The 22,960-nt window shown below is 35.9% G+C and carries 19 protein-coding genes; 4 read left to right on the top strand and 15 right to left on the bottom strand.

What is annotated here, in order from left to right; translation table 11 throughout:
* Positions 1 to 335: 335 nt before the first annotated feature.
* Entirely contained in the window at positions 336 to 1,523 is a 1,188-nt protein-coding gene (locus ACSV4D_RS15195) for a transglutaminase-like domain-containing protein (protein WP_439228924.1), read from the top strand.
* A 94-nt stretch (positions 1,524 to 1,617) separates the two neighbouring features.
* Here the strand turns inward: ACSV4D_RS15195 and ACSV4D_RS15190 are convergent, their stop codons facing one another.
* From ACSV4D_RS15190 to ACSV4D_RS15120, 15 genes are all read right to left on the bottom strand, one after another.
* The gene (locus tag ACSV4D_RS15190) at positions 1,618 to 1,938 is read right to left on the bottom strand and encodes a hypothetical protein (RefSeq protein ID WP_439228923.1); all 321 of its coding nucleotides are present in this window, start codon (positions 1,936 to 1,938) and stop codon (positions 1,618 to 1,620) included.
* A gap of 113 nt (positions 1,939 to 2,051) precedes the next feature.
* The gene (locus tag ACSV4D_RS15185) at positions 2,052 to 2,684 is read right to left on the bottom strand and encodes a response regulator (RefSeq protein ID WP_439228922.1); all 633 of its coding nucleotides are present in this window, start codon (positions 2,682 to 2,684) and stop codon (positions 2,052 to 2,054) included.
* 103 nt (positions 2,685 to 2,787) lie between these two features.
* Positions 2,788 to 4,443 carry an ATP-binding protein gene (locus ACSV4D_RS15180; protein ID WP_439228921.1) on the bottom strand — a complete coding sequence of 552 codons (1,656 nt, stop codon included), beginning with the start codon at positions 4,441 to 4,443 and terminating at the stop codon, positions 2,788 to 2,790.
* A gap of 327 nt (positions 4,444 to 4,770) precedes the next feature.
* Entirely contained in the window at positions 4,771 to 5,328 is a 558-nt protein-coding gene (locus tag ACSV4D_RS15175) for a hypothetical protein (RefSeq protein ID WP_408082022.1), read from the bottom strand.
* A gap of 418 nt (positions 5,329 to 5,746) precedes the next feature.
* Positions 5,747 to 6,451 (bottom strand): hypothetical protein, encoded by a 705-nt coding sequence (locus tag ACSV4D_RS15170; protein ID WP_439228920.1) that lies wholly within the window; start codon positions 6,449 to 6,451, stop codon positions 5,747 to 5,749.
* A gap of 256 nt (positions 6,452 to 6,707) precedes the next feature.
* Complete coding sequence (locus ACSV4D_RS15165; protein WP_439228918.1) at positions 6,708 to 8,207, bottom strand: FGGY family carbohydrate kinase; 1,500 nt, start codon at positions 8,205 to 8,207, stop codon at positions 6,708 to 6,710.
* A 217-nt stretch (positions 8,208 to 8,424) separates the two neighbouring features.
* Positions 8,425 to 9,399, bottom strand: a complete 975-nt coding sequence (locus ACSV4D_RS15160; protein ID WP_439228917.1) for an ABC transporter permease — start codon at positions 9,397 to 9,399, stop codon at positions 8,425 to 8,427.
* A gap of 2 nt (positions 9,400 to 9,401) precedes the next feature.
* Positions 9,402 to 10,892: a sugar ABC transporter ATP-binding protein gene (locus ACSV4D_RS15155; RefSeq protein ID WP_439228916.1), complete on the bottom strand. Its 1,491-nt coding sequence runs from the start codon at positions 10,890 to 10,892 to the stop codon at positions 9,402 to 9,404.
* Between the two features lies 1 nt (position 10,893).
* On the bottom strand, positions 10,894 to 11,505 hold the full coding sequence (locus ACSV4D_RS15150) for a DUF2291 domain-containing protein (protein ID WP_439228915.1): 612 nt from the start codon (positions 11,503 to 11,505) through the stop codon (positions 10,894 to 10,896).
* A gap of 2 nt (positions 11,506 to 11,507) precedes the next feature.
* Entirely contained in the window at positions 11,508 to 12,428 is a 921-nt protein-coding gene (locus ACSV4D_RS15145) for a D-ribose ABC transporter substrate-binding protein (protein ID WP_408082016.1), read from the bottom strand.
* Positions 12,425 to 13,387, bottom strand: coding sequence for a transketolase family protein (locus ACSV4D_RS15140; RefSeq protein WP_439228914.1), 963 nt, complete (start codon positions 13,385 to 13,387; stop codon positions 12,425 to 12,427). The genes ACSV4D_RS15145 and ACSV4D_RS15140 overlap by 4 nt, the downstream gene beginning before the upstream one ends.
* Positions 13,387 to 14,226, bottom strand: coding sequence for a transketolase (locus ACSV4D_RS15135; protein WP_439228913.1), 840 nt, complete (start codon positions 14,224 to 14,226; stop codon positions 13,387 to 13,389). The genes ACSV4D_RS15140 and ACSV4D_RS15135 overlap by 1 nt, the downstream gene beginning before the upstream one ends.
* Before the next feature lie 11 nt (positions 14,227 to 14,237).
* Positions 14,238 to 15,641 carry an L-fucose/L-arabinose isomerase family protein gene (locus ACSV4D_RS15130; RefSeq protein ID WP_439228912.1) on the bottom strand — a complete coding sequence of 468 codons (1,404 nt, stop codon included), beginning with the start codon at positions 15,639 to 15,641 and terminating at the stop codon, positions 14,238 to 14,240.
* A 42-nt stretch (positions 15,642 to 15,683) separates the two neighbouring features.
* Complete coding sequence (locus ACSV4D_RS15125) at positions 15,684 to 16,445, bottom strand: DeoR/GlpR family DNA-binding transcription regulator (RefSeq protein ID WP_408082012.1); 762 nt, start codon at positions 16,443 to 16,445, stop codon at positions 15,684 to 15,686.
* A 510-nt stretch (positions 16,446 to 16,955) separates the two neighbouring features.
* Positions 16,956 to 17,633 carry a Crp/Fnr family transcriptional regulator gene (locus ACSV4D_RS15120; protein ID WP_439228911.1) on the bottom strand — a complete coding sequence of 226 codons (678 nt, stop codon included), beginning with the start codon at positions 17,631 to 17,633 and terminating at the stop codon, positions 16,956 to 16,958.
* Between the two features lie 295 nt (positions 17,634 to 17,928).
* Here ACSV4D_RS15120 and ACSV4D_RS15115 point away from each other — a divergent pair, with 295 nt between their 5' ends.
* The 3 genes from ACSV4D_RS15115 (at position 17,929) to ccoN (ending at position 22,866) form a co-directional block, all read left to right on the top strand.
* Positions 17,929 to 20,337: a heavy metal translocating P-type ATPase metal-binding domain-containing protein gene (locus tag ACSV4D_RS15115; protein WP_439228910.1), complete on the top strand. Its 2,409-nt coding sequence runs from the start codon at positions 17,929 to 17,931 to the stop codon at positions 20,335 to 20,337.
* A gap of 106 nt (positions 20,338 to 20,443) precedes the next feature.
* Positions 20,444 to 20,647, top strand: coding sequence for a cbb3-type cytochrome oxidase assembly protein CcoS (gene ccoS / locus ACSV4D_RS15110; RefSeq protein WP_408082009.1), 204 nt, complete (start codon positions 20,444 to 20,446; stop codon positions 20,645 to 20,647).
* Between the two features lie 41 nt (positions 20,648 to 20,688).
* Positions 20,689 to 22,866, top strand: a complete 2,178-nt coding sequence (gene ccoN / locus ACSV4D_RS15105) for a cytochrome-c oxidase, cbb3-type subunit I (RefSeq protein WP_439228909.1) — start codon at positions 20,689 to 20,691, stop codon at positions 22,864 to 22,866.
* Positions 22,867 to 22,960: the final 94 nt, after the last annotated feature.

Raw genomic sequence — 22,960 nt, 5'->3', positions numbered from 1 at the left:
CTAAATCGTTACCTATAACAAACCTCCTTAACGTAATCTACTCTGTATTAACTCGCTTAGAGTTTTCTAATGTTTTTTATAAAAAAAAATAAGTGGGGAATAATTACTAATTTCCCAAGACAGCCGGTTATACTAGATTCTTATCACTTCTCAAAAAGAAAATTACTGTCTGTTAAATAGAACACCGTTTTTAATTTTCTCTTGAATTATAGTATTGTTTTTTGCTAACTTTAGTTTTTAGAGCTAACAATTGCCCGTAAATACTATAATCAGATATAAAAATAAACTTAAATGAAGTAGCGTTTTTTTATATCTAAAATACTCTTTTTAAATCCATGAAAAAAATTAATTGCCTCGTTCTCGTTTTTACAATTATTCCTTTTTTGGCGTTCAGCCAAATTAAAAATCGCGTTTTTTTACCTAAATACGAAGCTTTATTGCATACAGCTTTAGAGAAATCCGGAGACAGAAAAGACTCCTTACAATATTTTTTAAACACCGTGCCCAAAAAGCATTACGAAGCAGCTTCTTTTCTTATTGCTTATATGCCCGAACGTGATTTGAAATCCTTATCTATTCCTTATATAAAAGATCAGATTGATGGCGCTTATAAGGTTAAAAAAGAATTTTCATGGTGTGCTAAATTACCGGATTCTATTTTTTTTAATGAAGTGTTAGCCTATTATTGTTTTGATGAAAACAGGGATAACTGGAGAAATGATTTTTATTTAAAGTTTTCACCACTAGTTAAAGACAGTAAAAACGTTAGGGAAGCGATTAAAGCTGTTGCCACTAACATTCGAAATGTTTTATCAGTTGATTATAATGTAAATCGCAGTATTGTAAATATTAGTCCGTTTCAATCTATAAAGGAAAAAATGGCTACCTGTACCGGACTTTCTTTTCTATTGGTGGATGCTTTCAGGTCGGTTGGGATTCCTGCCCGCATGGCGGGTACTCCTATGTGGACCAATATGAAAGGAAATCACAGCTGGGTAGAAGTGTGGGTGGATGGTCAATGGTATTTTACCGAATATTATCCGGAAGATTTGAACAAAGCCTGGTTTTTAGCTGATGCCGGAAGAGCTGATATATCCAATCCGAGACACTGGATTTATGCCTCTTCTTATAAGCCAAAAGAAACTTATTTCAGATTAGAATGGGATACACTTTCTACAGCTATTCATGCCGAAAATGTTACTAAAAGATACATTGATTTGTATGAAAAAGAGAAAGTCTTAGAAAACTTAAAACCTGATGAAGTATGGATTAGCTTACAACTTTATAAATCGGATAAAGATTTAAAACGTGTGTCAGAGAAAATTGCTATAGAAAGAGACGGGAAGGAATTGGATTTTGGATTTTCTCCTTCGCCTATTGACGATTTAAATAAGTTTCTAAAATTTAAAGTAACAAAGAATACCACTTACCAATTTGTTTATTTAGATAATAGCGGTAAAGAAAAACACAGTGATATTACTGTAAAAGATAAAGAGGAACTATTTACTTTATATAAAGATTAGAGCTTTTTTAGAATAAAAAAAAATGAGGCTGTCCGAAAAATAATTTCGGACAGCCTTCTTAGATATTCTATGTGGAATCTGATTTTTGGAAATACTACCAGTTTTTACTCCATGGACCAAAATTTTTGTATGCCGGTCCTGTTAATTTTTGTCTTTCAGAACCACCAATTTTTACTTCAACCAGTTCTTTATTTGTAGTTTCTTTCCAGACTTGTTGATTTTTATATGCTGGTCCCTGCAGTGCTTTTTTATTGTTTTCAGAGTATATTTTAGTAGGTACTGTTTTGTGCATCCAATGCTTGTAATTCTTGTAAGCAGGACCTTTTAAATCACTCTGTTTTACATTGTCTTTTTCCTGTGCAAAGGCACCAAAAGAAATTAATAAGACTCCTAAAATTAATGCTATATTTTTCATGACTGTTACTTTTTATGTTCTTAGCAAAGATACATTCAGTAATAGCATTTCAGAATTATGGGAATCTACTCAATTTGCATCCGTATAAATACGGATATTATGGTTTTTAAGGGTTAAATCAAATTCATTTTTGCCGCTTTTTTAATGAGTTCAGCAGTGTTTTTTACTTCCAGTTTTTTTAAAATATTGGCGCGGTGAGTTTCAATGGTGCGGGAACTCACAAAGAGTTTCGCTGCGATTTCTTTAGTAGTTAATCCTTTGGCAATCAATCCTAAAACTTCGGTTTCTTTATTGGATAAAATATTTTCACTGATACTTTGCGTTGACATAAAGTTGATCATCTTTTCAGAAATTTCGGCGCTGAAATATTTTTTACCTTTAGCAACGCTTCTTATGGCGAGTATCAATTCTGATTCGTCAGTGTTTTTTAATAAATAACCGTAAGCGCCCATTTTAGCACATTTGGCAATATAATTACCATCATTGTGCATTGAAATAACAATAGGTTTGATGTTATAATTGATGTCTTTTATTTCTTTTAAAACCTGAAAACCATCCATATTAGGCATGGTGATATCCAGCAGTACAATATCGGCTTCAAATGAGCTATTGATAAGCTCCATAAATTCCAGACCATCAGCAACACTTTTAACGATTTTGATGTCGTCATGCTTTCTTAAAAGCTCTGCAAGTCCGTTTCTGAAAAGTTCATGATCGTCGGCTATAATTAATCTAATCTCATTCATCGGTAGCTGTTTGTTGTTTTTATAGGTTCAGTAATTCAACATTTTTATCAATGTTTATTGCTGTTATTCCTGTTGGTATAATGATTTTTAATTGTAAATAATTTTATAATTCTATAGGTAATTCAATTTCAAAGGTAGAATTTCCGGGAGCTGCATTGATGGTAATGGTACCATTACAGATTTCCACACGTTCTTTGATATTGATAATTCCCAGACCTAATTTCACCGTGTTTAAATCAAACCCAATACCATCATCAAAATAAAAAAGAGAAATAAAATCATCAAATTCTGAAAGTGTAATCCGGATATTTTTAGCATCAGCATGTTTTAATGAATTATTAATCAGCTCCTGACTTATTCTGAAAAGATTAATAGCCTGATGATTGGTAATATTAGAATTTTCCTGTTGGGTCAAATCTTCATATTCAATAGTTACTGTTGTTGATTTTTTGAGACTCTCGATAAAGTTTGTTAACGTAACACCAATTCCAAAGTCATCTATAGAAGCAGGCATCAACGCATTAGACATCAATCGGATTTCAGAAATGGTATCATCAACTATTTTCTTCATTTCTGATTTTTTTACTTCATTTTGCACTCTGTTTTCAATGTAATGTTTCAAAGAGGTGAGATACGGACCTATCCCATCATGGAGCTCGCGGGCAAGTCGGCGTCTTTCATTTTCCATTCCGTTTACCAGCATTCTTTTGGATATTATCCGGGTATTTTCTTCATTATTTCGAAACTCGATAAGTTTGTCACGCATTGCTAAAAGACTTTTTCCCAGCAGATCATTCGGACTTTTAGGTTTAAAATCACTATGTAAATTCATTTTACCAATATCATCTGAGAATTTTACGGCACCCTGTAAAGAAGCTTTTAAATGGGCCAGTGCATCAAACATTTCTTTTATTTCCTTAGAATTTTTTATAAATTCATTGGTCTGATTATAATCTCCTTCTGCCATAATCCGGAGGCTTTTTTGCATGTTTTTAATCGGGTTGGTAATAATTTTTGTCAGAAACAGAGAAAGCATCACCGCCAGTAAAAAAATAGCAAGCGTTAAACCTGCAAGTCTTTCCCGGAGTTCTTTTAAGGGAATTGTCACCTCGTCAACATCTATTTCAGAAAGAATAACCATCTTTAACTTTCCTACTACAATCTGACTGTATACACTGTAGACATCAATGCCCCGGTAATCCTCAAAAACACCTCTGCTGTTTTTCCCTTTTATAGCATTGGTTACGCCTTTTGTTTTTACCAATATCGTATAAGGTGTTTTATTTGGGTAAAAACGGGATTGCGAACGCATTCTAAAATCCTGACCTACCAGATAGGATTCGCCACTGTCGCCCATTCCGGTACGCTCCAACAGTATTTTTTTTATTTTGTTATAATCTAAAACCTTAATCCTGGTTCTTTTTTTCGAATTGGAGATAAAAGCGATTGTCGTTTTTTTAGCAATGTGATAGGGAGTCAAATCATAAATTCCATTGCCTTTTTTGATGTTGTCCGGAAGCTTTAATAAGGAGATGTCACTATTTTGACTGAACACACCTAAAGTTTCAAAGCGTTCCCATTCTGATTTTAATAAATGTTCTATCTGGTTTTGCTTCAGTGTTTTAATCGAATTCAATTGCAGCAAAATACGATCATTCAAAACGTTGGAAAACTGTTGGTACGAAGAAAAAGACAATAAAGCAATGACTAAGGCGATCAGGCTATTAATGATAATCAGTATCAGTGTTTTGAGATGCATATTTCCCTTTTTTAATTCATGTAAATATACTTCGTTTACCGTTTTAAAAGAAATTTTAAAGCAATAGTTCGGCTTAATTTTCTGTAAATTGTAAGTTTTTGATAGAATTTAATCGTACAGTTGTTTTGCTGACGAAGGAAACATCTCAACAAGTAACTCTATAAAGTATTTGATTGCTCACTGTTGTGGGCACGGAAAATATTTCCGCCTATGGTTGCGTTGAGATATGCGTGCGGTCGGGTTCCAGTGCGCAGATACTTATAATTATCTTTAAAATTTAGCTTTTAAAAGAGGTTGTGAAAATGCTAACCTTGTTAGCCGCTGGTATCATTGCTTTTTTACACTGGAAATCAATTCTTTTAAAGGTCGTTTAAATTTTAGATAATTTTCCGGCATCTGAAGAAAAGGTGCTAATGTAAAACTAAATTTGTGATCTCCATTAAAAACCCAATAATTTCCTTCAAGATTGCCATCGCTAGTCGTTAAGTTGTCTTGTTCATTATGATTAACAGAAAATTGATTTTTATTTTCATCATACCAAATTCCTAAATTTCTTAAATCCTTTTCATTTGAATATTTAAGTATTAAATGTGGCTGAATTGCATTTTTTACAGGCGTAAAATCAAAACTTTTCATAGTAAAACTATCTAATTCTCCGGACCAATTTGTATGTCCTTTTTTTAATTCAGATAACTTATTCCATTCTTCCAGAATCAATACACTGTCTTTTTCTGTTTGTACAATAGAAAACAGACCTTCTTGAATTATTTCAATTTCCTTTTTTTCAGGGTAAATCGTTATGGTAGTTTTATCAGCAGCAATTCTAGAGTCTTCAATTCCAAAAAAAGAAGCTAAGGCAAAAAATATTACTTTTATTTGTTCCATTCGTTAGTATTTATCAATTAAGTCTTAGTAATTTGCAGCTAAGGTTTAGTTGGTACGCAGGTTGGGATAAAAATACAATAGTTTTCCATTAAGCAGTAATTATGCAATTACAAAACTAACTTTAAATAAGCACCAGGCCAAATTTGCGATTACTTGCAGTTAAGGGGAGAAATTTTTAAGCTTAAGATTTTCTCACAAACTTGTCATGTTGACGAAGGAAGCATCTCATTAGGGAATGTTTTTAATTTCCGCATTGCAAATGCTATGATTTGTTGTTTTATTATAAGTAGGCACTCGTTGCAAACGAGCGCCAGTGTGGGGTTTATTTTTCGGTTATCACTAATCATTCAAGCACAAAACCATTTTCCCATTAAGCCAATTGCCTAAATCCGTTGTAGTAGCTGTTGTATGCTGTTTTTTATAATCCGTAACCACTTTTCCACTCATTTATTTCTTTCGGGTGTTCTTGGTCAATTGGATAATTCGTCTTTACAAATTCAAATTGTTCTTTTGTTAGCAAAACCATTCTGCCGTCATTTCCAGAACTAATTGGATAAAATTTTTCGTTACTTTTCTGTGTTTTTAGCTGTTCGTTCAGCATTTCTATAAAGTTGACATACGAAATTCCCCAATCTTTGTCTCCAAAGTCACCATCATAGGCAATGTATTCTTTTCCGTTGAGTTTTATTGTATGAGTCCAGTGTTTTTCAGTTTGATTATTAAATTCATCTGAAATTTCAAGTTTCAAGTTTAGTTTGTCAAATGATTTTTTTACAGTTTTTAAATACTGAATTAAACCACCACCTTCAAATAGAGTTTCTGCATCAATAAAATAAAACCTATTGTCGGTAAATATTAAGCTTTCGCCTTTCATTTTGCCTTCAAAGAAATTTAATTCATCATACGATTTCTTAAATTCAGCTTTTGTTTCTTTCAAATCTTTTTTTTCGGTAAGATTGAAAAAATTGAGTTTTTCTAATTCGGATACAATTTGGTTTCCAGTTAGTTTAGTTTTGGTTATTTCTTGATGTTTTTCGGGTTCTTTTACCACAATGTTATTTTGAGATTTCAAATGACAACTAAGTAATAAAAAGCTAAATAATATGAGTAGTGTTTTATTCATTTTTGTTTTAGTAAATGTTCTTTATTGTCGAGGTTTCTCTGTAAAATAGCATACAACTAGTATATATCCGAATAAAAAAGACTAGTTATATCCTTTATTGGCATGTTATGCGCATGTTTTTGTTATTATTGCGCATTATTTTTTAATACACTTTACAAAAATAAAATTATTTCTTACATACACAAAAACAGCCGCTTTATAAACGGCTGTAAATGGGGAATATCTATTTTCTTTCCCAAATCTTCGGGATTGCCTTCTATAATCTCGCTATTTTCTCTTTCCAACCCTGATAACCTTTACTTGGTAAATCGTTATTAGCATTAGCCAAAACCTGTTCTGTTTGTGCTTTGTTAATTGCTGCAAGTTGTTTAATGCTATCATAAACGCCACTTTTCAGTCCGGAGAGATAAGCAGCGCCTAAAGCAGAAACATCAGGATTGCGTTGCTTGTTCAATGGAATTCCTAGTAAATCTGCCAGAAAATGAATCACAAACTGGTTTTGCGTCATACCGCCGTTTACCGAAATGGATTTTAAAGCCGCCTGCATGTCTTGTTCCATGGCTTGTACCACATCTTTGATTTGGTACGGAATACTTTCCAGTGCTGCTCTGACAATATGATTTTTAGTAGTGCCAAATGTCATTCCTTCAATAGATGCTTTTCGGCTCATTTGCCAGTGTGGCGCGCCCAGTCCGCTAAAAGCCGGAATCAGATACACTCCTGCATTATCTGCAATTGCGGTTGCCATAGCTGCTGTTTCGGCAGGCGAGGAGAACAATTGCAGTTCGTTTTTCAGCCATTCAATAGTCGAACCACAGGAAACGATAGCACCTTCAAGCGCATAATCTACACGGTTTTCGGTACTCCAGCAAATGGTTGTCAGCATCCCGGAATCGGATAAAACGGCTTTATCGCCTATATTCATCATGATCGAACTTCCTGTTCCCAGCGTAACTTTAGCAGTCCCTTTTTCGAAACAACCTTCTCCAAAAGTAGCCGCATGCGAATCGCCAATAAGGGAAGTCATGGGAATCGAAAACTGATTTTCTAAGTTTAAAATTTCTCCCCATTTAATTATCCCAAAATCATGCGAAGAAGGGCAGGGCTGCGGCAAATTTAAGTTGGAAAGATTCCATTTTTCTAAAATTTCAGCATCCCATTGTAAGTTATGAATATTAAAAAGTAAAGTTCTGCAGGCATTGGTATAATCAGTTTTAAAAACGGTTCCATAGGTTAATTTATATAAAATCCAACAATCTACAGTTCCAAAATAAACTTCGCCGTTTACTACTTTTTCTTTTAATTCTATATCATTTTCAAGCAACCAAAGCAATTTAGTACCCGAAAAATAAGGGTCTAACAGCAAACCTGTTTTTTGTTTGATAAGGTCATTTTGTCCTTTTTCAATTAAATCCGTACAAATCCCAATGGAGCGTTTACAAGCCCAAACGACTGCCGGAGCCAAAGCTTTTCCTTCTTTGTCCCAAAGCACAAAAGTTTCTCTTTGATTACTAATCCCGCAGGAAACAATATTGTGAATATCCAGTCCCTTTCCGGTGAAATCATTCAGGCATTCAGTTACGGAATCCAGTACATTTTGATAAATATCTTCCGGATTTTGCTCCACAAAACCATTGTCAAAATAATTGGTTTTTAAGTCCACACTGCCTTTGGCGGCAGCCTGACCTAATTCGTCAAAAATGATGGTTTTGGTACTGCTGGTACCCTGGTCTATGGCGAGAATGTATTTTTTCATTTGTATAATTTAGTATAAAATGGTCTTCGACAGGCTCAGACTGACAAGGGATTAATTTTAGAATTATTGTCACACTGAGCTTGTCGAAGTGCTTATTTAAATAGGTGTTCGTGAATTTTTAATAAATTTTCCACCCGTAAGGAAAAAAAGAAAATTTCTTTTTTTTAATAATTTCAAACAGGCTCTAAGTGTTAGTTTCTTAAGATCAAAAAATAGGTTACTTATTTTTCTGATTCATTTTATCAATAATCACTGCCAATAAAATCACAATCCCTTTTACTACCTGTTGCCAGAAAGGTGAAACATCAAGCAATACTAATCCGTTATTTAAAACTCCGATGATGATGGCACCAATAACAGTTCCGGTTACGGTTCCTACACCGCCCGAAAGCGAAGTTCCTCCAATTACTACTGCGGCAATCGAATCCAGTTCATAACTCATACCGGCATTAGGCTGTGCTGAATTCAGTCTGGAAGTAACTAAAATACCGCCTACAGCAGCCATCATTCCGGCTATTCCATAAACCGCCAGTTTGATTTTGTTGATGCTGATTCCGGATAAAAAAGCTGCTTTCTCATTCCCTCCAATAGCATAAATATAACGTCCAAAAGTAGTTTTATTGGTTAGAAAAACCACAATTAAAACCATAATGAGCGAAATCCAGACCGGAACGGGGATGCCTAAAATCCAGCCGGAACCAATAAATTCAAACTTAGGACCTAAGTTGGAAATAGGAATTCCTTCGGTGTAAAGCATGGTCAAACCGCGGGCAATTGTCAGCATAGCGAGTGTGGCGACAAAGGGCGGGATGGCAAATTTAGTGATGACCCAGCCATTGAACAGGCCCAGCGCCATTCCGATGAGCATGGCCGCTAAAATAGCGCCCAGAACGGTAAATCCAACAAATAAATCCAAGGATTCAAATACGAGTCCGTTTTTTAATACTCCTGCACAAATAGCGGCTGAAAGTCCTAAAACAGAACCTACAGAAAGGTCTATTCCTGCCATTAAAACGACTAAGGTCATACCTACAGAAATGCAAACATTGACAGAAATCTGTCGTAATACATTCCACAGATTGGTACTCGTCATGAACTTATCAGACAGCAGACTAATAAATAAGCACAGCAGGAATAAGGCAATTAACGATTGCGATTTTTTAACAAGGGGGTGGTTTAAGGTGATGTTCATAATTATTCAGGTAAGGCTGATTTTAATAATTTATCTTCGTTGGCTTCTGCGGCTAAATAGGAGGCTTTAATTTTTCCTTCGGCCATTACTAAAATCCGATCCGAAAGCGCAAGGATTTCGGGAATTTCAGAGGAAACTAAAAGAATACTCATTTGGTTGGCAGCAAGTATTTTGATGAGGTTGTAAATTTCGTTTTTAGCATTAATATCGATTCCTCGGGTAGGCTCATCCATCATTAAAATCTGCGGATTGGTTGCGAGCCATTTGGCTAAAACTACTTTTTGTTGATTTCCGCCACTCAGGTTCTGGCACAATTGTGTTTCTGACGGCGTTTTGATGCTTAATTTTTCGATATAATCTTTTGCCGAAGCCCTCTCCTTGGATGCATGTAAAAGTCCCAAAGAAGCAAGCTGCGTAAGGCTGATATTTGACGATATATCCATGCCTAAAACCAATCCTTCTGTTTTGCGGTCTTCGGTTACAAAAGCCAATCCGTTTTCAATGGCATTCTTAGGTTGTTTATGGATGGCTTTTACTCCGTTAATTTCGATAATACTTTCGCTATGGTTAGGATGCATGCCAAAAATAGTTTCCAGAAGTTCTGTTCTTCCGGCTCCCATTAATCCAAAAATCCCCAGAATTTCTCCTTTTTTTAATTCGAAAGAAATGTCTTCAAGTATTTTTCTGTTTTTGACCACTGGATTGTTAAGATTCAAATCCTGAACCTTTAAGACTGTATCATGGAATACTGCGCTGGTATCTTTTTTCTCAATAAGCACTTCACGTCCTACCATTTTGCGGATTAAATCCTGTTCGGTAGTGGCTTTCATTTCGCCGGCATCAATGGTATTTCCATCTCTTAAAACCGTGTAATGTTCTGCAATTCGGAATAATTCGTCCATTTTATGCGAAATGTAAACAATCGTTTTTCCTTCGGATTTTAATTGTTCAATGATGCGGTGCAGGTTTTCAATTTCCTTATCACTCAAAGCCGATGTGGGTTCGTCCATCAGAATGATGTCGGCATTCGACAATAAAGCTTTGGCAATTTCGACCAATTGCTGTTCGCCTACTTTTAGTTTTTGAACTAAAGTTTTAGGAGAAACATTCAGCTGAATTTTTTCGAAAATTATTCTGGCTTCTGCCTCCATTTTTGCGGTATCCAGAAGTCCAAAAGCGTTTAAAATTTCTCTTCCTAAAAATAAATTTTCGGTTACACTGAGCTCAGGAATTAAATTCAGTTCCTGATGAATGATGGCAATTCCGGCCTGCTGAGCTTCTTTAATACTTGAAAAAGTAACAGTTTCACCATTCAGTTTTATTTCGCCATCGTATTCAGTGTAAGCGCCTGTCAAAATTTTCAGCAAGGTCGATTTACCCGCACCATTTTCTCCCAGTATAGCGTTTACTTTTGCAGGATAAAATTTGAAATTTACCTGATTCAGTACTTTTACACCCGGGAATTCTTTTGATATTTTAACTGCTTCTAACAATTTATTGGAGTTTTATTTGAGACGGAATGACGGTTATTTTTTCTCGTAAATTTTGATTTTTACTTAGTTTTATGGCTCCGTTAAAGCGGATGCTGTCACCCAGTTTAACTTTGCTGATTTCTTTTGGAATGACTTCGTTTCGAATAATATCGTTCAGAGATTCAGAAACTTTATTAAACTCTGAATTGGTCTTAAAATCAGTCAGTTTTACCAATCCCGAAGCATCGCGGATAGCATTTCCAAAAATGTATTTGGTATCAATGTAAATAATACCATTCTTTTCATCGGCAATAGTGTAAAGTCCGTCTTTAATATCGATAATTTTTCCGGTACTCTGAATCATAAAATAAGCCGAATTTCCTATTCCCAGACGGTTTCCATACTTTTCAAAAGTAGGTTCAGGGTTGACTTTCATCATAGAACTCAAATCTGTCAGGGAAATTTTTTCGCTTTTCAGAATCCCTTTGTAATAAATGGAATCAGCATAAGCTCTGAAGTCAAAATTTTCTTTTTTTGCTGCTTTAACCACACTCAGTTTTTTAAAGTACACCGAATTGTATCCTAAAGTGAGCACAATCAGCAGTCCTAAAATATACGCATATCTTTTTTTCATAATTAATAGTCTTTTATGTTTGCTGCGTTTACTAATTCTACTTCAACAGGTACTCTTTGAGGAAAATCCCGTCTGCCTTTAAAATATTCATCGGCGTATTTAGCAGCAGTTTCTGCCATTACTACCGGAAACTGCATTCCTGTTGCCACAATTTTCTTTTCACGAATTTTTTCAATTACGTCACCGGCTCCGTCAAAACCAAATATTTTAACTTTATAGGCTTTTCCCGCCGATTGTAAAGCCTGAAAAGCACCCATAGCCATAGCATCATTGCCACAAAAAACAGCATCGATATCAGGATTTGCCTGCATAATGGTTTCCAGCACTTCCATCGCTTTGTTTCGGTCGAAATTGCCGCTTTGCTGTGCAACCATTTTTAAATTGGGAAATTTGTCCACCACTGAATGAAAACCGCCCGAACGTGCCCAGGTATTGTTATCGCCCACTAAACCTAAAATTTCTACATAATTTCCTTTTTCTTTCAGCTCTTTTACAAATTCAATTCCTATAGCCACGCAGCCCGAATAATTGTCAGAAAGAATCTGGCTCGTAGCCGCATCATCAGCATTAATTTCTCTGTCCATACAAAATACAGGGATTCCGGCTGTTTTGGCTTTTAGAACATTCGAAATAGAACCATCAGAATCGGTTGGATTCAGCAAAATAGCATCATAACCCGAGGAAATCAGGTTTTCAAAATTGTCTGATTCTACCGCAGGGTTATTTTGCGAATCGAATATTTTAGCTTCATAGCCCAGTTTCTCAGCATTTTTAGCGGCTGATTCGGCGAGCATCACAAACCACGGATTGTTTAAAGTAGAAACCACAACCGCAATTTTAGGCTTTTCGGACTTGTCTTTCGAAGAACATCCAAAAACAAAAATTACAGTCAAAACAAGTAAAGCAAACGATCTTATTTTCATAATTTAATTAGGTTTAAAGCAGTGTTTTTTAATCCTTCGCCAGAAATGCCATAATGATTAAAAATTTCAATTTGTGAACCTGAAACGGTATGATCATCCGGTAAGCCTACAATTTTGAATGTATTTGTACAGCTGTTCTGGAACAATAAAGATGCTACTGCTTCGCCTAATCCGCCATTGACAGAATGTTCTTCGGCAGTAATTATGGGTTTTCCCGTAGCAGCAGCGGCCAGTAATAATTCGGTATCCAAAGGCTTGATAGTATGCAAACTGATTATTTTACAGGAGATTTGGTGGTCTTTTTGCAGTGATTTTGCAGCTTCAACACAAGGCAGAACGGCTTCTCCGGTAGCAATAAATACCAAATCACTTCCTTCCTGAATGACACGTCCTTTTCCGATTTTAAAATCAGAAGGATTGGGGTTTTGTTGCAAATTTTCCGGCATTCCTTTTTTTCCAAAACGAATGTAAACCGGACTTGTCATTTGGGCAGCTGCTTTAATGGCTTCGGCAGTTTCAAAATTATCGGCAGGAGCTACAATGGTAATATTATTGATGGCTCTGAGCACCGCATAATCATGCAGACTGTGGTGCGTGGTTCCTAAAGCACCATAGCTTACGCCGGCGCTAATCCCGATTAATTTTACAGGATTATCAGAATAGGCCACGTCATTTTTGATTTGTTCCAAGGCTCTGGCGGTTAAAAAACAGGCTGGAGAAACCGCAAATGCTTTCTTGCCCATACTGGCTAATCCTGCGGCAACACCTACCAGGTTTTGTTCGGCAATACCCACTTCAACAATCTGTTCGGGATATTTTTGCCCAAAAGGCACTAATTTTCCTGAGCCACGAGAATCGCTCGTAACTACCATAATATCTTTATCTGTTGCGGCTAAATTTTGAAGTACTTCTGAAAAGACTTCCAAATTTGCTGCAGCTGCTGTTTTTGTTTCTTCCATTATTTTAAGACAGTTTCTAGTTCTTGTAATTGCAGGTCTAATTCTTTCATAGCCGAATCATATTGCTCTTCTGAAGGTACACCATGATGCCATTTTAATACATTTTCCATGTAGCTGATTCCTTTTCCCTTTGTAGTATGTGCAATGATAAAAGTTGGTTTTCCTTCTACTAATGGCAAGCTGTTAAGGGTTTTTGAAAGCTCTTCCAGATTGTGTCCGTCTACATGTTTTACAGCCCAGCCAAAAGCTTCAATTTTTTGATCAATTGGCTCTAAGCCCATCACATCAGCATTGGGAGCGGTAATTTGTAGTTTATTATAATCTAAAATAGTACACAGATTGTCCAGTTTATAGTGAGCAGCAAACATCATCGCTTCCCAGTTAGAACCTTCAGCCATTTCTCCATCTCCCAGTACAGTAAAAACTTTTATAGCCGAATTGTCTTTTTTGGCTGCTAATGCGGCGCCGGATGAGATAGGTAAACCATGTCCGAGTCCGCCGGTGTTTTGTTCAATTCCGGGAATAGATTTGGTGGGATGTCCTATGTATGGAGAATTGTATTGGCACATAGTCAGCAAATCTTCTTCAGGGAAAAAGCCTTTGTCGGCTAAAACAACATACAAAGCTTCCACACTATGACCTTTACTCTGAATGAAGCGGTCTCTGTCATTAGAATCAAAATTTTCAGGGGAAACGTTCATGACATCATTGTACAGCACATTCAGAATGTCTAAAATAGACAAACTTCCTCCTGTATGTCCTGCCTTAGCATGGTAGATGTATTGGAGCACTTTCTTTCTGTTCTCGATCGATTTACGTTTTAATTCTTCTAGCTGCATTTTCTTAGTTTTTAGTGTTTGTAAACTTCCCAACCCATATAGTTTCCAAGTGCTTCCTCTAAAATAGCGGCTGTTTTTGAAGCATTCATTACTACGTGGTGTTCGAATCCGTTTTTACAAACGTATTGCATTAATCCTTGTAAGTCAGGTATTTGAGCTACGGCTCTGTTCCCAAAAGTATTGAGTTCGTCATTCGTTAATTCACCTTCGCCAATGTATACTTTGATGATTCCCTTAGGATCATCGGTACTGATTCTTCCGTAAGTAAGTGGCATAGAAGGTGTTCTTCCGTCCAGCGCACCATAGGTATTTTCTACACCCACAGAAGTTCCCAGAATAGGAGCGGTGCTTAATGAAATGTCCGGCAGGAATGATTTAGCCCAGTTGCCACAGTGGAATAAAACACATTTTTCAGGATCGTCGGCATAATTGTTATTCCAGTCTACTAAGGCACTTGGAGAACCTGAAGCCAATTGCATGGCATACATACTCAAAGTCCCGGTAACATCAACCTCACAGGCACTTGGTAACATGTTTTCGCTCATGATACTCATGCTCGTACATACATTACAACCATAATTTTGCTGTAAGGAAGTCCAACATTGGATAGCAGTAGCATCAAGCGCGTATTCTTCCATGTATTCTTTTAAAACCACATCCAGTTTGGCAATTTGAATCATGGCTTCATTTGGGGTTTTGCCTTGAGCCACATAAGCATTGATAGATTCTAAATGCGCTTTTACTTTAGCATCATCAGCTGTTAATTTATTGGCTTTTCCTAAAATTTCTGATAAGTCAAATGTGGTTACTGTAATTCCGTGTCTTTGTAATATTTTTTCTGAATAACGAACGGTGTTAAAAGCTCCAGGTCTTGCTCCGATAGCTCCGATACGCACATTACGCATTCCTTTTACTACACGGCAAACGGCTGTAAAATCCAGTAAATCTTTATGAAAAACTGGATTAGACGGACTCATTACGTGTTGAGATGTCAATGAATATTTAATTCCGTATTGATATAAATTGTTACAAACAGAAATTTTACCGCACCAGGAATCACGTCTGTTTACTACGTTCATTTTAGTTAGCTCATCCGGATACGCCTGAATTAATACCGGAACATTCAGATTAGCCAATTTTAAAGTATCAGCTACTCCTTTTTCATCTCCGAAATTTGGCAGTAAGACCAGCACACCCATGATTTCATTTTGGTGTTTTTTGAATAAATCGGCACATTTTTGCGCTTCTTTATAGGTTTCCACACCGCCCAGTTTAGTGTCATTACTGTCTAATAAAATAGGTTTGATGTTTAACTTTTCAAAAACTTCAATAATTTCTGTTCTTGCTTTTTCTACTAAACTGTCCGGGAAAAAATCTCTGTTTCCTATGATTACTCCTAATGTTGATGTTGTCATTTTTTTATTGCTTTGGTTTTTTGTCTTTTTTTATTTTTATGTTTAGGATACGATTACTTCTATTTCGTTATCCATGAATACCTGTTTGTGTTTTTCTTCAATCTTGTTGTCTGTTATGATATAATCAATTAAGGATAAGGCACCTAAACTGGCTAAAGCACTTTTGCCCATTTTAGTACTGTCGGCAACCAGATAAGTAACTTCTGCGGCTTCAATCATCGCTTTTTTTACTACTAAATCGCTGATGCTAGGATAGGTAAGTCCTGATTTTAATGAGATTCCGGCTGTGGCCAAAAATAATTTCTGTACATTAAGACCTTTGAAAAAATCAGCGGCTTTTTGACCGGTTAGTGACAATGTTGGCGGTTTGAATTCGCCTCCGGTCATAATTACTTCAATATCAGGATCAGTTCCTAATAATAATGCAATATTTAAAGCATTGGTAATTACGGTTAATTGTTTAAAGCCTTTTAGTTTTTTGGCTATTTCGGTAGTGGTAGAACCCGAATCCAGAATAATGGTATCTCCGTTTTCAATAAATTCTAAGCATTTTTGGGCAATTGCCGATTTTTGTTCCAGATTTTCCTGACGTTGTAATGAAAAGCTTCGTACCTGATCTTCAACGTTTTTGATACTTGCTCCCCCGTGTTCTTTTAAAATGAGTCCCTCACTTTCTAATTTTTCAAGGTCCTGACGTACCGTTACTTCTGTAACTTTGAATAGGCGGGCGAGATCGATTACTTTAGCAAATCCGTCTTCTTTTAACAGTTCTAAAATTTTCTCCCTTCGTTGATTTGGCAACATGTTTTGTTTTCTTTAGTGTTAGTGTAAAAACAAATATAAAAGAAAATAAACGAAAGAAAAAGAAAATAAACGTTAATTTTTGACAGAATATATTAATTTTAAGAAGCTATTGTATTATTCGAAAAAAATAGTGGTTTTTATTGTCTACAAGATTGCAAAGCTTTCAGGTTTTGTTTAGTATTTCCCGCAAACTTGTCATGCTGACGAAGGAAGCATCTCATGAAGGAAATTCGATTTTTCTTATTGTTAAGGGTACAGATTGCTTCGTCAATTCGCAATCACTAGAGGTCAATTCCAATCAACGTTTGGTGTATATCCGTGCAATCGGGTTTTCATAGCCTTAGTTTAGTGAGATTGCTACGCTATCGCTCGCAATGACTTAAACCGCTTAATATGTTATTGCGAGGAACGAAGCAATCATATCCAGTAATTTCAATTTTTTTATGAAATACTATTTTTATTGCAAAAGATAAAAAAATAATAATTTGTGGTAAAGAGTCAATAAAAAACTTAAGCCATCTTTTTCAGCTGAGGAATATTTTTAAGAGTGATTTTTTTTCCTTTCAATTCGATTAAGCCTAATTTGTTGAATTCAGATAATAAACGGATACAGCTTTCGGTAGCGGTACCAATTATGCTGGCGATTTCGTCGCGGCTGAGTTGGATTTTAAGTGTGTCATCTTCATTTTTACCAAAAGTATCCTGAAGATAGAGCAGGGTTTCTGCAAGGCGTTCTTTAACGGTTTTTTGTGCCATATTCACCATCTGGCTGTCGGCTTCTTTCAGGTCTCCGCAGATGGTTCTCATCACGTTCATAGAAAACTGATTGTTTTTGTCAAAAAAGCCCATGATTTCACTTTTTGGAACAAAACATACCTGCATGTCCTCAAGTGCTACGGCACTCAGGTTTACCGGTTCGTCACTAATCATCGAGCGTTGTCCCAGAAGTTCGCCTTTGGTAACTAATTTTACAATATGGTCTTTGCCGTTTGGGCTTAGTTTAGTGAGTTTACAAACACCGTCTTTAATACAAAAAATACCATTTACATTTTCGCCTTCTTCAAAAATGACTTCGCCTTTTTTCACCAAACGGGACGTCTTGCACTCGGCAAGTTTTACTAATTCGTCTTTGTTTAGTGCTTTTAAAGAGCTGAATTCTCTAACGATACATTGTTCGCATTTACTCATTTTAAAGGAAGTTTAATTGTCGTTGTAAAAACTGTTAGTTGGAATAATAAACGTCAGTTCGAGTGTTTTTTTGTGTAGTAAAAACGAAACAAAAAATGTATCGAGAACCGTTTTTAATGCAATTTTTCTTGTTCTCAATACGATCCCGCCCAAAAAGTGGAATCACTCGGACTGACAAAAAATCATCAAAATTAATCCATCCAACGAGTTACAAAATTAATGATTTATATGATATATATCATTTTTTGCCTAAGATTCATTCAGGAGCTTTGTATCAGGTAAAATGAGTAAAGTTATGGACACACAAAACTGTTTCCATTGTGGTTTAGCTATTGTAAAAAAAGCTGAAATTATTTTTGACGCAAAAACTTTTTGTTGCAACGGCTGTAAAACCGTGTACGAAATTTTTAGTCTGAATGATTTGACTTGCTATTACGATTTTGAAAAATCACCCGGAGCAACTCCGCAGGAAATTAAGGGTAAATATAATTTTTTAGACAATGAAAACATCGTTTCAAAATTATTGGAATTTGAAGAGGATTCAACCGCTATTGTTTCACTTAGCATTCCTCATATACATTGTAGTTCTTGTATTTGGATTCTGGAAAATTTACAACGCCTTCAAAAAGGAATAAGCAGTTCTCAGGTTAATTTTCCGGAGAAAAAAGTACGTATTGTTTATAATTCGAATGAAGTTTCACTGAGCGAAATTGTTCGTCTGTTGTGTTCTATTGGTTACGAACCGTATATTAGTTTAGATAATTACGAAACTCAAAAACAAAACATGGACAGAAGTCTGACCTATAAACTGGGTGTCGCTTTTTTCTGTTTTGGCAACATTATGCTGCTTTCTTTTCCCGAATATTTTGAGATCAGAGAATTCTGGCTGGACAATTACAAACCGTTTTTCAGGTGGCTGATTTTTGCTTTGGCTTTACCTTCTTTCTTTTATTCCGCAAGTGGTTATTATGTTTCGGCATATAAAAGCATCAGGTCTAAAATGTTCAATATTGATGTTCCTATCGCTTTAGGAATTATTGTCATGTTTATTCGCAGCCTGGTTGATATTGTATTGGATTACGGTTCAGGTTTTTTTGACAGTCTGACGGGCTTGATTTTCTTTATGCTTTTGGGCAAAATGTTTCAGATTAAAACCTACAGTTTTCTAAGTTTCGAAAGAGACTTTAAATCGTATTTTCCGGTGGCTGTGACCCGAATAAATAGTGATGCTTCTGAAGAAAGTGTTGCGGTTTATGATATTCAAAAAGGCGACAGGCTACTGATTCGAAATCAGGAATTAATTCCCGTTGACGGAATTTTAATTAGCGAAAAAGCCGCTATTGATTACAGTTTTGTTACAGGCGAAGCCATTCCAATCAGCAAGATTTCAGGTGATAAAGTTTTTGCCGGAGGAAAACAAATAGGGAAAGTGATCGAAATGGAAGTCTTGTTTTCGGTTTCCCAAAGTTATCTGACCCAATTGTGGAGTAATGATGTGTTTCAGAAAAAAGTGGAACAGAAGCACAAAAGCATCACTGACAGTATTTCCAGATATTTTACTCCTATATTATTATTGATCGCTTTTCTGGGATTTGGCTATTGGATTTTTACAGATGTGAATACTGCTTTTAATGTATTTACGGCGGTATTAATCGTGGCTTGTCCCTGTGCTTTAGCATTAACAGCTCCTTTTACATTAGGAAATATTTTGCGAATTACAGGAAAGCAGCAATTTTATCTTAAGAATGTTTTAGTTATCGAACAACTGGCACAAGTGGATACCCTTGTTTTTGATAAAACCGGAACAATTACTACCAATAAAAAGTCGAATATCTCTTATGAAGGAAAGTTACTTTCTGAACCTGATTTAATTCTGATAAAATCCATTCTTCGCGCATCGAATCACCCTTTAAGCCGAATGTTGTATGATTTTTTACCGGAAATAGGAAAAGTGAAAATTAACGATTTTGAGGAAATTGCAGGAAAAGGAATTCAGGCAGAAGCAGCAGGTAATTTTATAAAAATTGGTTCAGCAGCTTTTGCCGGAAATTCAGAAGAGAATTCGATAACACAAACCTCCGTTCACATTCAAATTAATGGAGAGTATTTGGGGAAATATGTTTTTAAAAATCAATATCGGGAGGGATTAGAAAATTTATTTAAAAAATTGAATAAAAAATACCAAATCAAAGTTTTGTCAGGCGATAATGCCGGGGAAAAATATGCTTTAAAACAACTTTTACCGCAGGGAACCGAATTGGTTTTTAATCAAAAACCGGAACAAAAACTGGAATTCATCAGACAGTTACAGGATTCAGGTAAAAATGTGATGATGGTAGGCGACGGACTAAACGATGCGGGAGCTTTGGCACAAAGCAACGTTGGGATTTCGATTTCGGAGAATGTCAATGTTTTTTCTCCGGCCTGTGATGCTATTTTAGAAGCCGGGCAATTCCAAAAATTAGATTATTTCTTAAAACTCTCTAAGAAAGCGATGTTAGTGATTAAGCTGAGTTTTGGTTTATCCTTACTTTATAATGTGGTAGGATTAACATTTGCTGTAACAGGTAACTTAGACCCTCTGATAGCTGCTATTATAATGCCTTTGAGTACGATTACTATTGTGAGTTTTGTGACGCTGATGAGTAATTATTATGCAAGGAAGTTAGAAGCAAGAAGCAAGAGAATAGAGAAAAGAAAATAGAGGAAGAAAATTTGATTTTTTCTCATTAATAAAATCCCAAAGCATGATAAATGTCATAGAATCTCCGGAGTAGGGATTCTACTTTTGGGGTATAAATTTACAAGGTATGAGTGTCATTTATTTATTAATCACCATTAGCATTTTCGTAGCTATCGCCTTTTTAATTGCTTTTTTTATGGCAGTGAAAAATGGGCAATTTGACGATGATTATACACCATCGGTCCGGATGCTTTTTGATGATGAACTCAAAAAAGTTAAGAGTGAGGAGCTAAAAAAGTTAAGCGACTATGAACAAACCTCTAACTCTTAACCCTAACATTTTACAATTCATAAACATTTTAATTTTAATATATGGAAATGCAGCAGTTTTATTACGATAACAAAATTGTTAAAAAGTTCATTTACGCTACCATTGTTTTTGGAGTAGTTGGTATGGCGGTCGGACTTTTGTTAGCTCTTTTATTTTTATTCCCAAATTTAACAGACGGGATTTCCTGGCTGAGTTTTGGTCGCTTAAGACCTTTGCATACTAATGCTGTTATTTTTGCCTTTGTGGGAAATGCCATGTTTGCCGGGATTTATTATTCTCTGCAACGATTGCTGAAAGCAAGAATGTTTTCTGATTTTTTGAGTAATCTTAATTTCTGGGGCTGGCAGCTAATGATTGTTGCAGCGGCTATTTCACTTCCTTTAGGATACAGCACTTCTAAAGAATATGCTGAATTAGAATGGCCTATTGATGTTGCAATTGCACTGATTTGGGTAGTTTTTGGGATCAATATGATTGGAACTATTTTAAAAAGAAGAGAGCGTCATTTGTATGTGGCTATCTGGTTTTACCTTGCCACTTTTGTTACAGTAGCCGTATTGCACATTTTTAATAGTTTGGCGTTGCCGGTTTCTGCCATGAAAAGTTATTCTGTTTATGCAGGAGTTCAGGATGCTTTAGTACAATGGTGGTATGGTCATAATGCAGTTGCTTTTTTCTTAACGACGCCTTTTTTAGGATTGATGTATTATTATATTCCTAAAGCGGCTAATCGTCCGGTCTATTCTTACCGATTGTCTATTGTGCATTTTTGGTCTTTAATCTTTTTATACATCTGGGCTGGTCCGCACCATTTATTGTATTCTGCTTTGCCTAACTGGGCTCAGAATTTGGGAGTGGTTTTCTCTGTTATGCTAATTGCGCCATCCTGGGGAGGTATGATTAACGGGTTACTGACATTGCGTGGTGCCTGGGATAAAGTTCGTGAAGAACCGGTATTGAAATTCTTTGTGGTAGCAGTAACCGGTTATGGTATGGCTACTTTTGAAGGACCTATGTTGTCTCTTAAAAATGTAAATGCTATTGCCCACTTTACCGATTGGATTATTGCTCACGTACACGTAGGAGCTTTAGCCTGGAACGGATTTATGGCTTTTGGTATCATTTATTGGTTGATTCCTCGTATGACTAAAGGGCCTTTGTACTCTTTAAAATTAGCTAATACTCATTTCTGGCTGGGTACTTTAGGAATTATTCTGTACACATTACCATTGTATGTAGCCGGATTTACTCAGGCTTCTATGTGGAAACAATTCAATCCTGACGGAACTTTGACTTATGGGAACTTCTTAGAAACAGTAACTCAGATTATTCCAATGTACTGGATGAGAGCTGTGGGCGGAACAATGTATGTTGCCGGAATGTTCATTTTAGTTTATAATATCTATCAAACAGTTAGAGCAAATCATATTGTTGAAGATGAATTAGCCGAAGCTCCCGAATTACAAAAAATCAGTGCAGGAAGAATCAAAGGAGAAAAATTCCACCCTTGGTTGGAAAGAAAGCCGATCCAATTGACGATTCTGGCAACGGTAGCGATTTTGATTGGAGGTATTATTCAAATTGTTCCAACTATTATGGTAAAATCTAATATTCCTACCATTACAAGTGTAAAACCTTATACACCATTGGAATTAGAAGGACGTGATTTATACATCCGTGAGGGTTGTGTGGGATGTCACTCTCAGATGGTTCGTCCGTTCAGAAGTGAGGTAGAACGTTATGGTCCTCAATCTAAAGCAGGTGAATTTGTTTACGATCATCCGTTTCTTTGGGGGTCTAAACGTACCGGTCCTGATTTGCTGAGAGTGGGAGGTAAGTATAACGACAACTGGCATTTTAACCACATGTGGTCACCTCAAAGTACTTCTGCAGGTTCTATTATGCCGGGTTACAAATGGTTGTTTGACAATAAGGCTTTGGATATTTCAGATATCGAAAACAAGATGAAAGTAATGCGGACTCTCGGTGTTCCTTATACAGATGCCGAAATTGCCAACGCTGAAAAAGCGATAAAAGCACAAGCCGGAAAAATTGAAAATAATCTGCATGCAGATCCTGATTTTGTAAAAAGCTACGAAGAAAGTAAAAAGAAAGCTGTGGCCAGAGGAGAAGTATTTGTTCCAATGCAGGACAGAGAAATTGTAGCTCTTATTGCTTACATCCAGAGATTAGGAACTGATATTAAAGTGAAAAAATAGTTTTTTGAAGATGCTGAGAAGCTAAGTTTCTAAGTCGCTAAGATTTAGAAATACAAAAAAAACTTAGAATCTCAGCAACTTAGAACCTTCACAA

Origin of the sequence: Flavobacterium sp. ARAG 55.4 (genome assembly GCF_051846875.1) — a bacterium.
GTDB lineage: Bacteria > Bacteroidota > Bacteroidia > Flavobacteriales > Flavobacteriaceae > Flavobacterium > Flavobacterium plantiphilum.
This window is presented reverse-complemented; position numbering and strand designations above follow the sequence as displayed.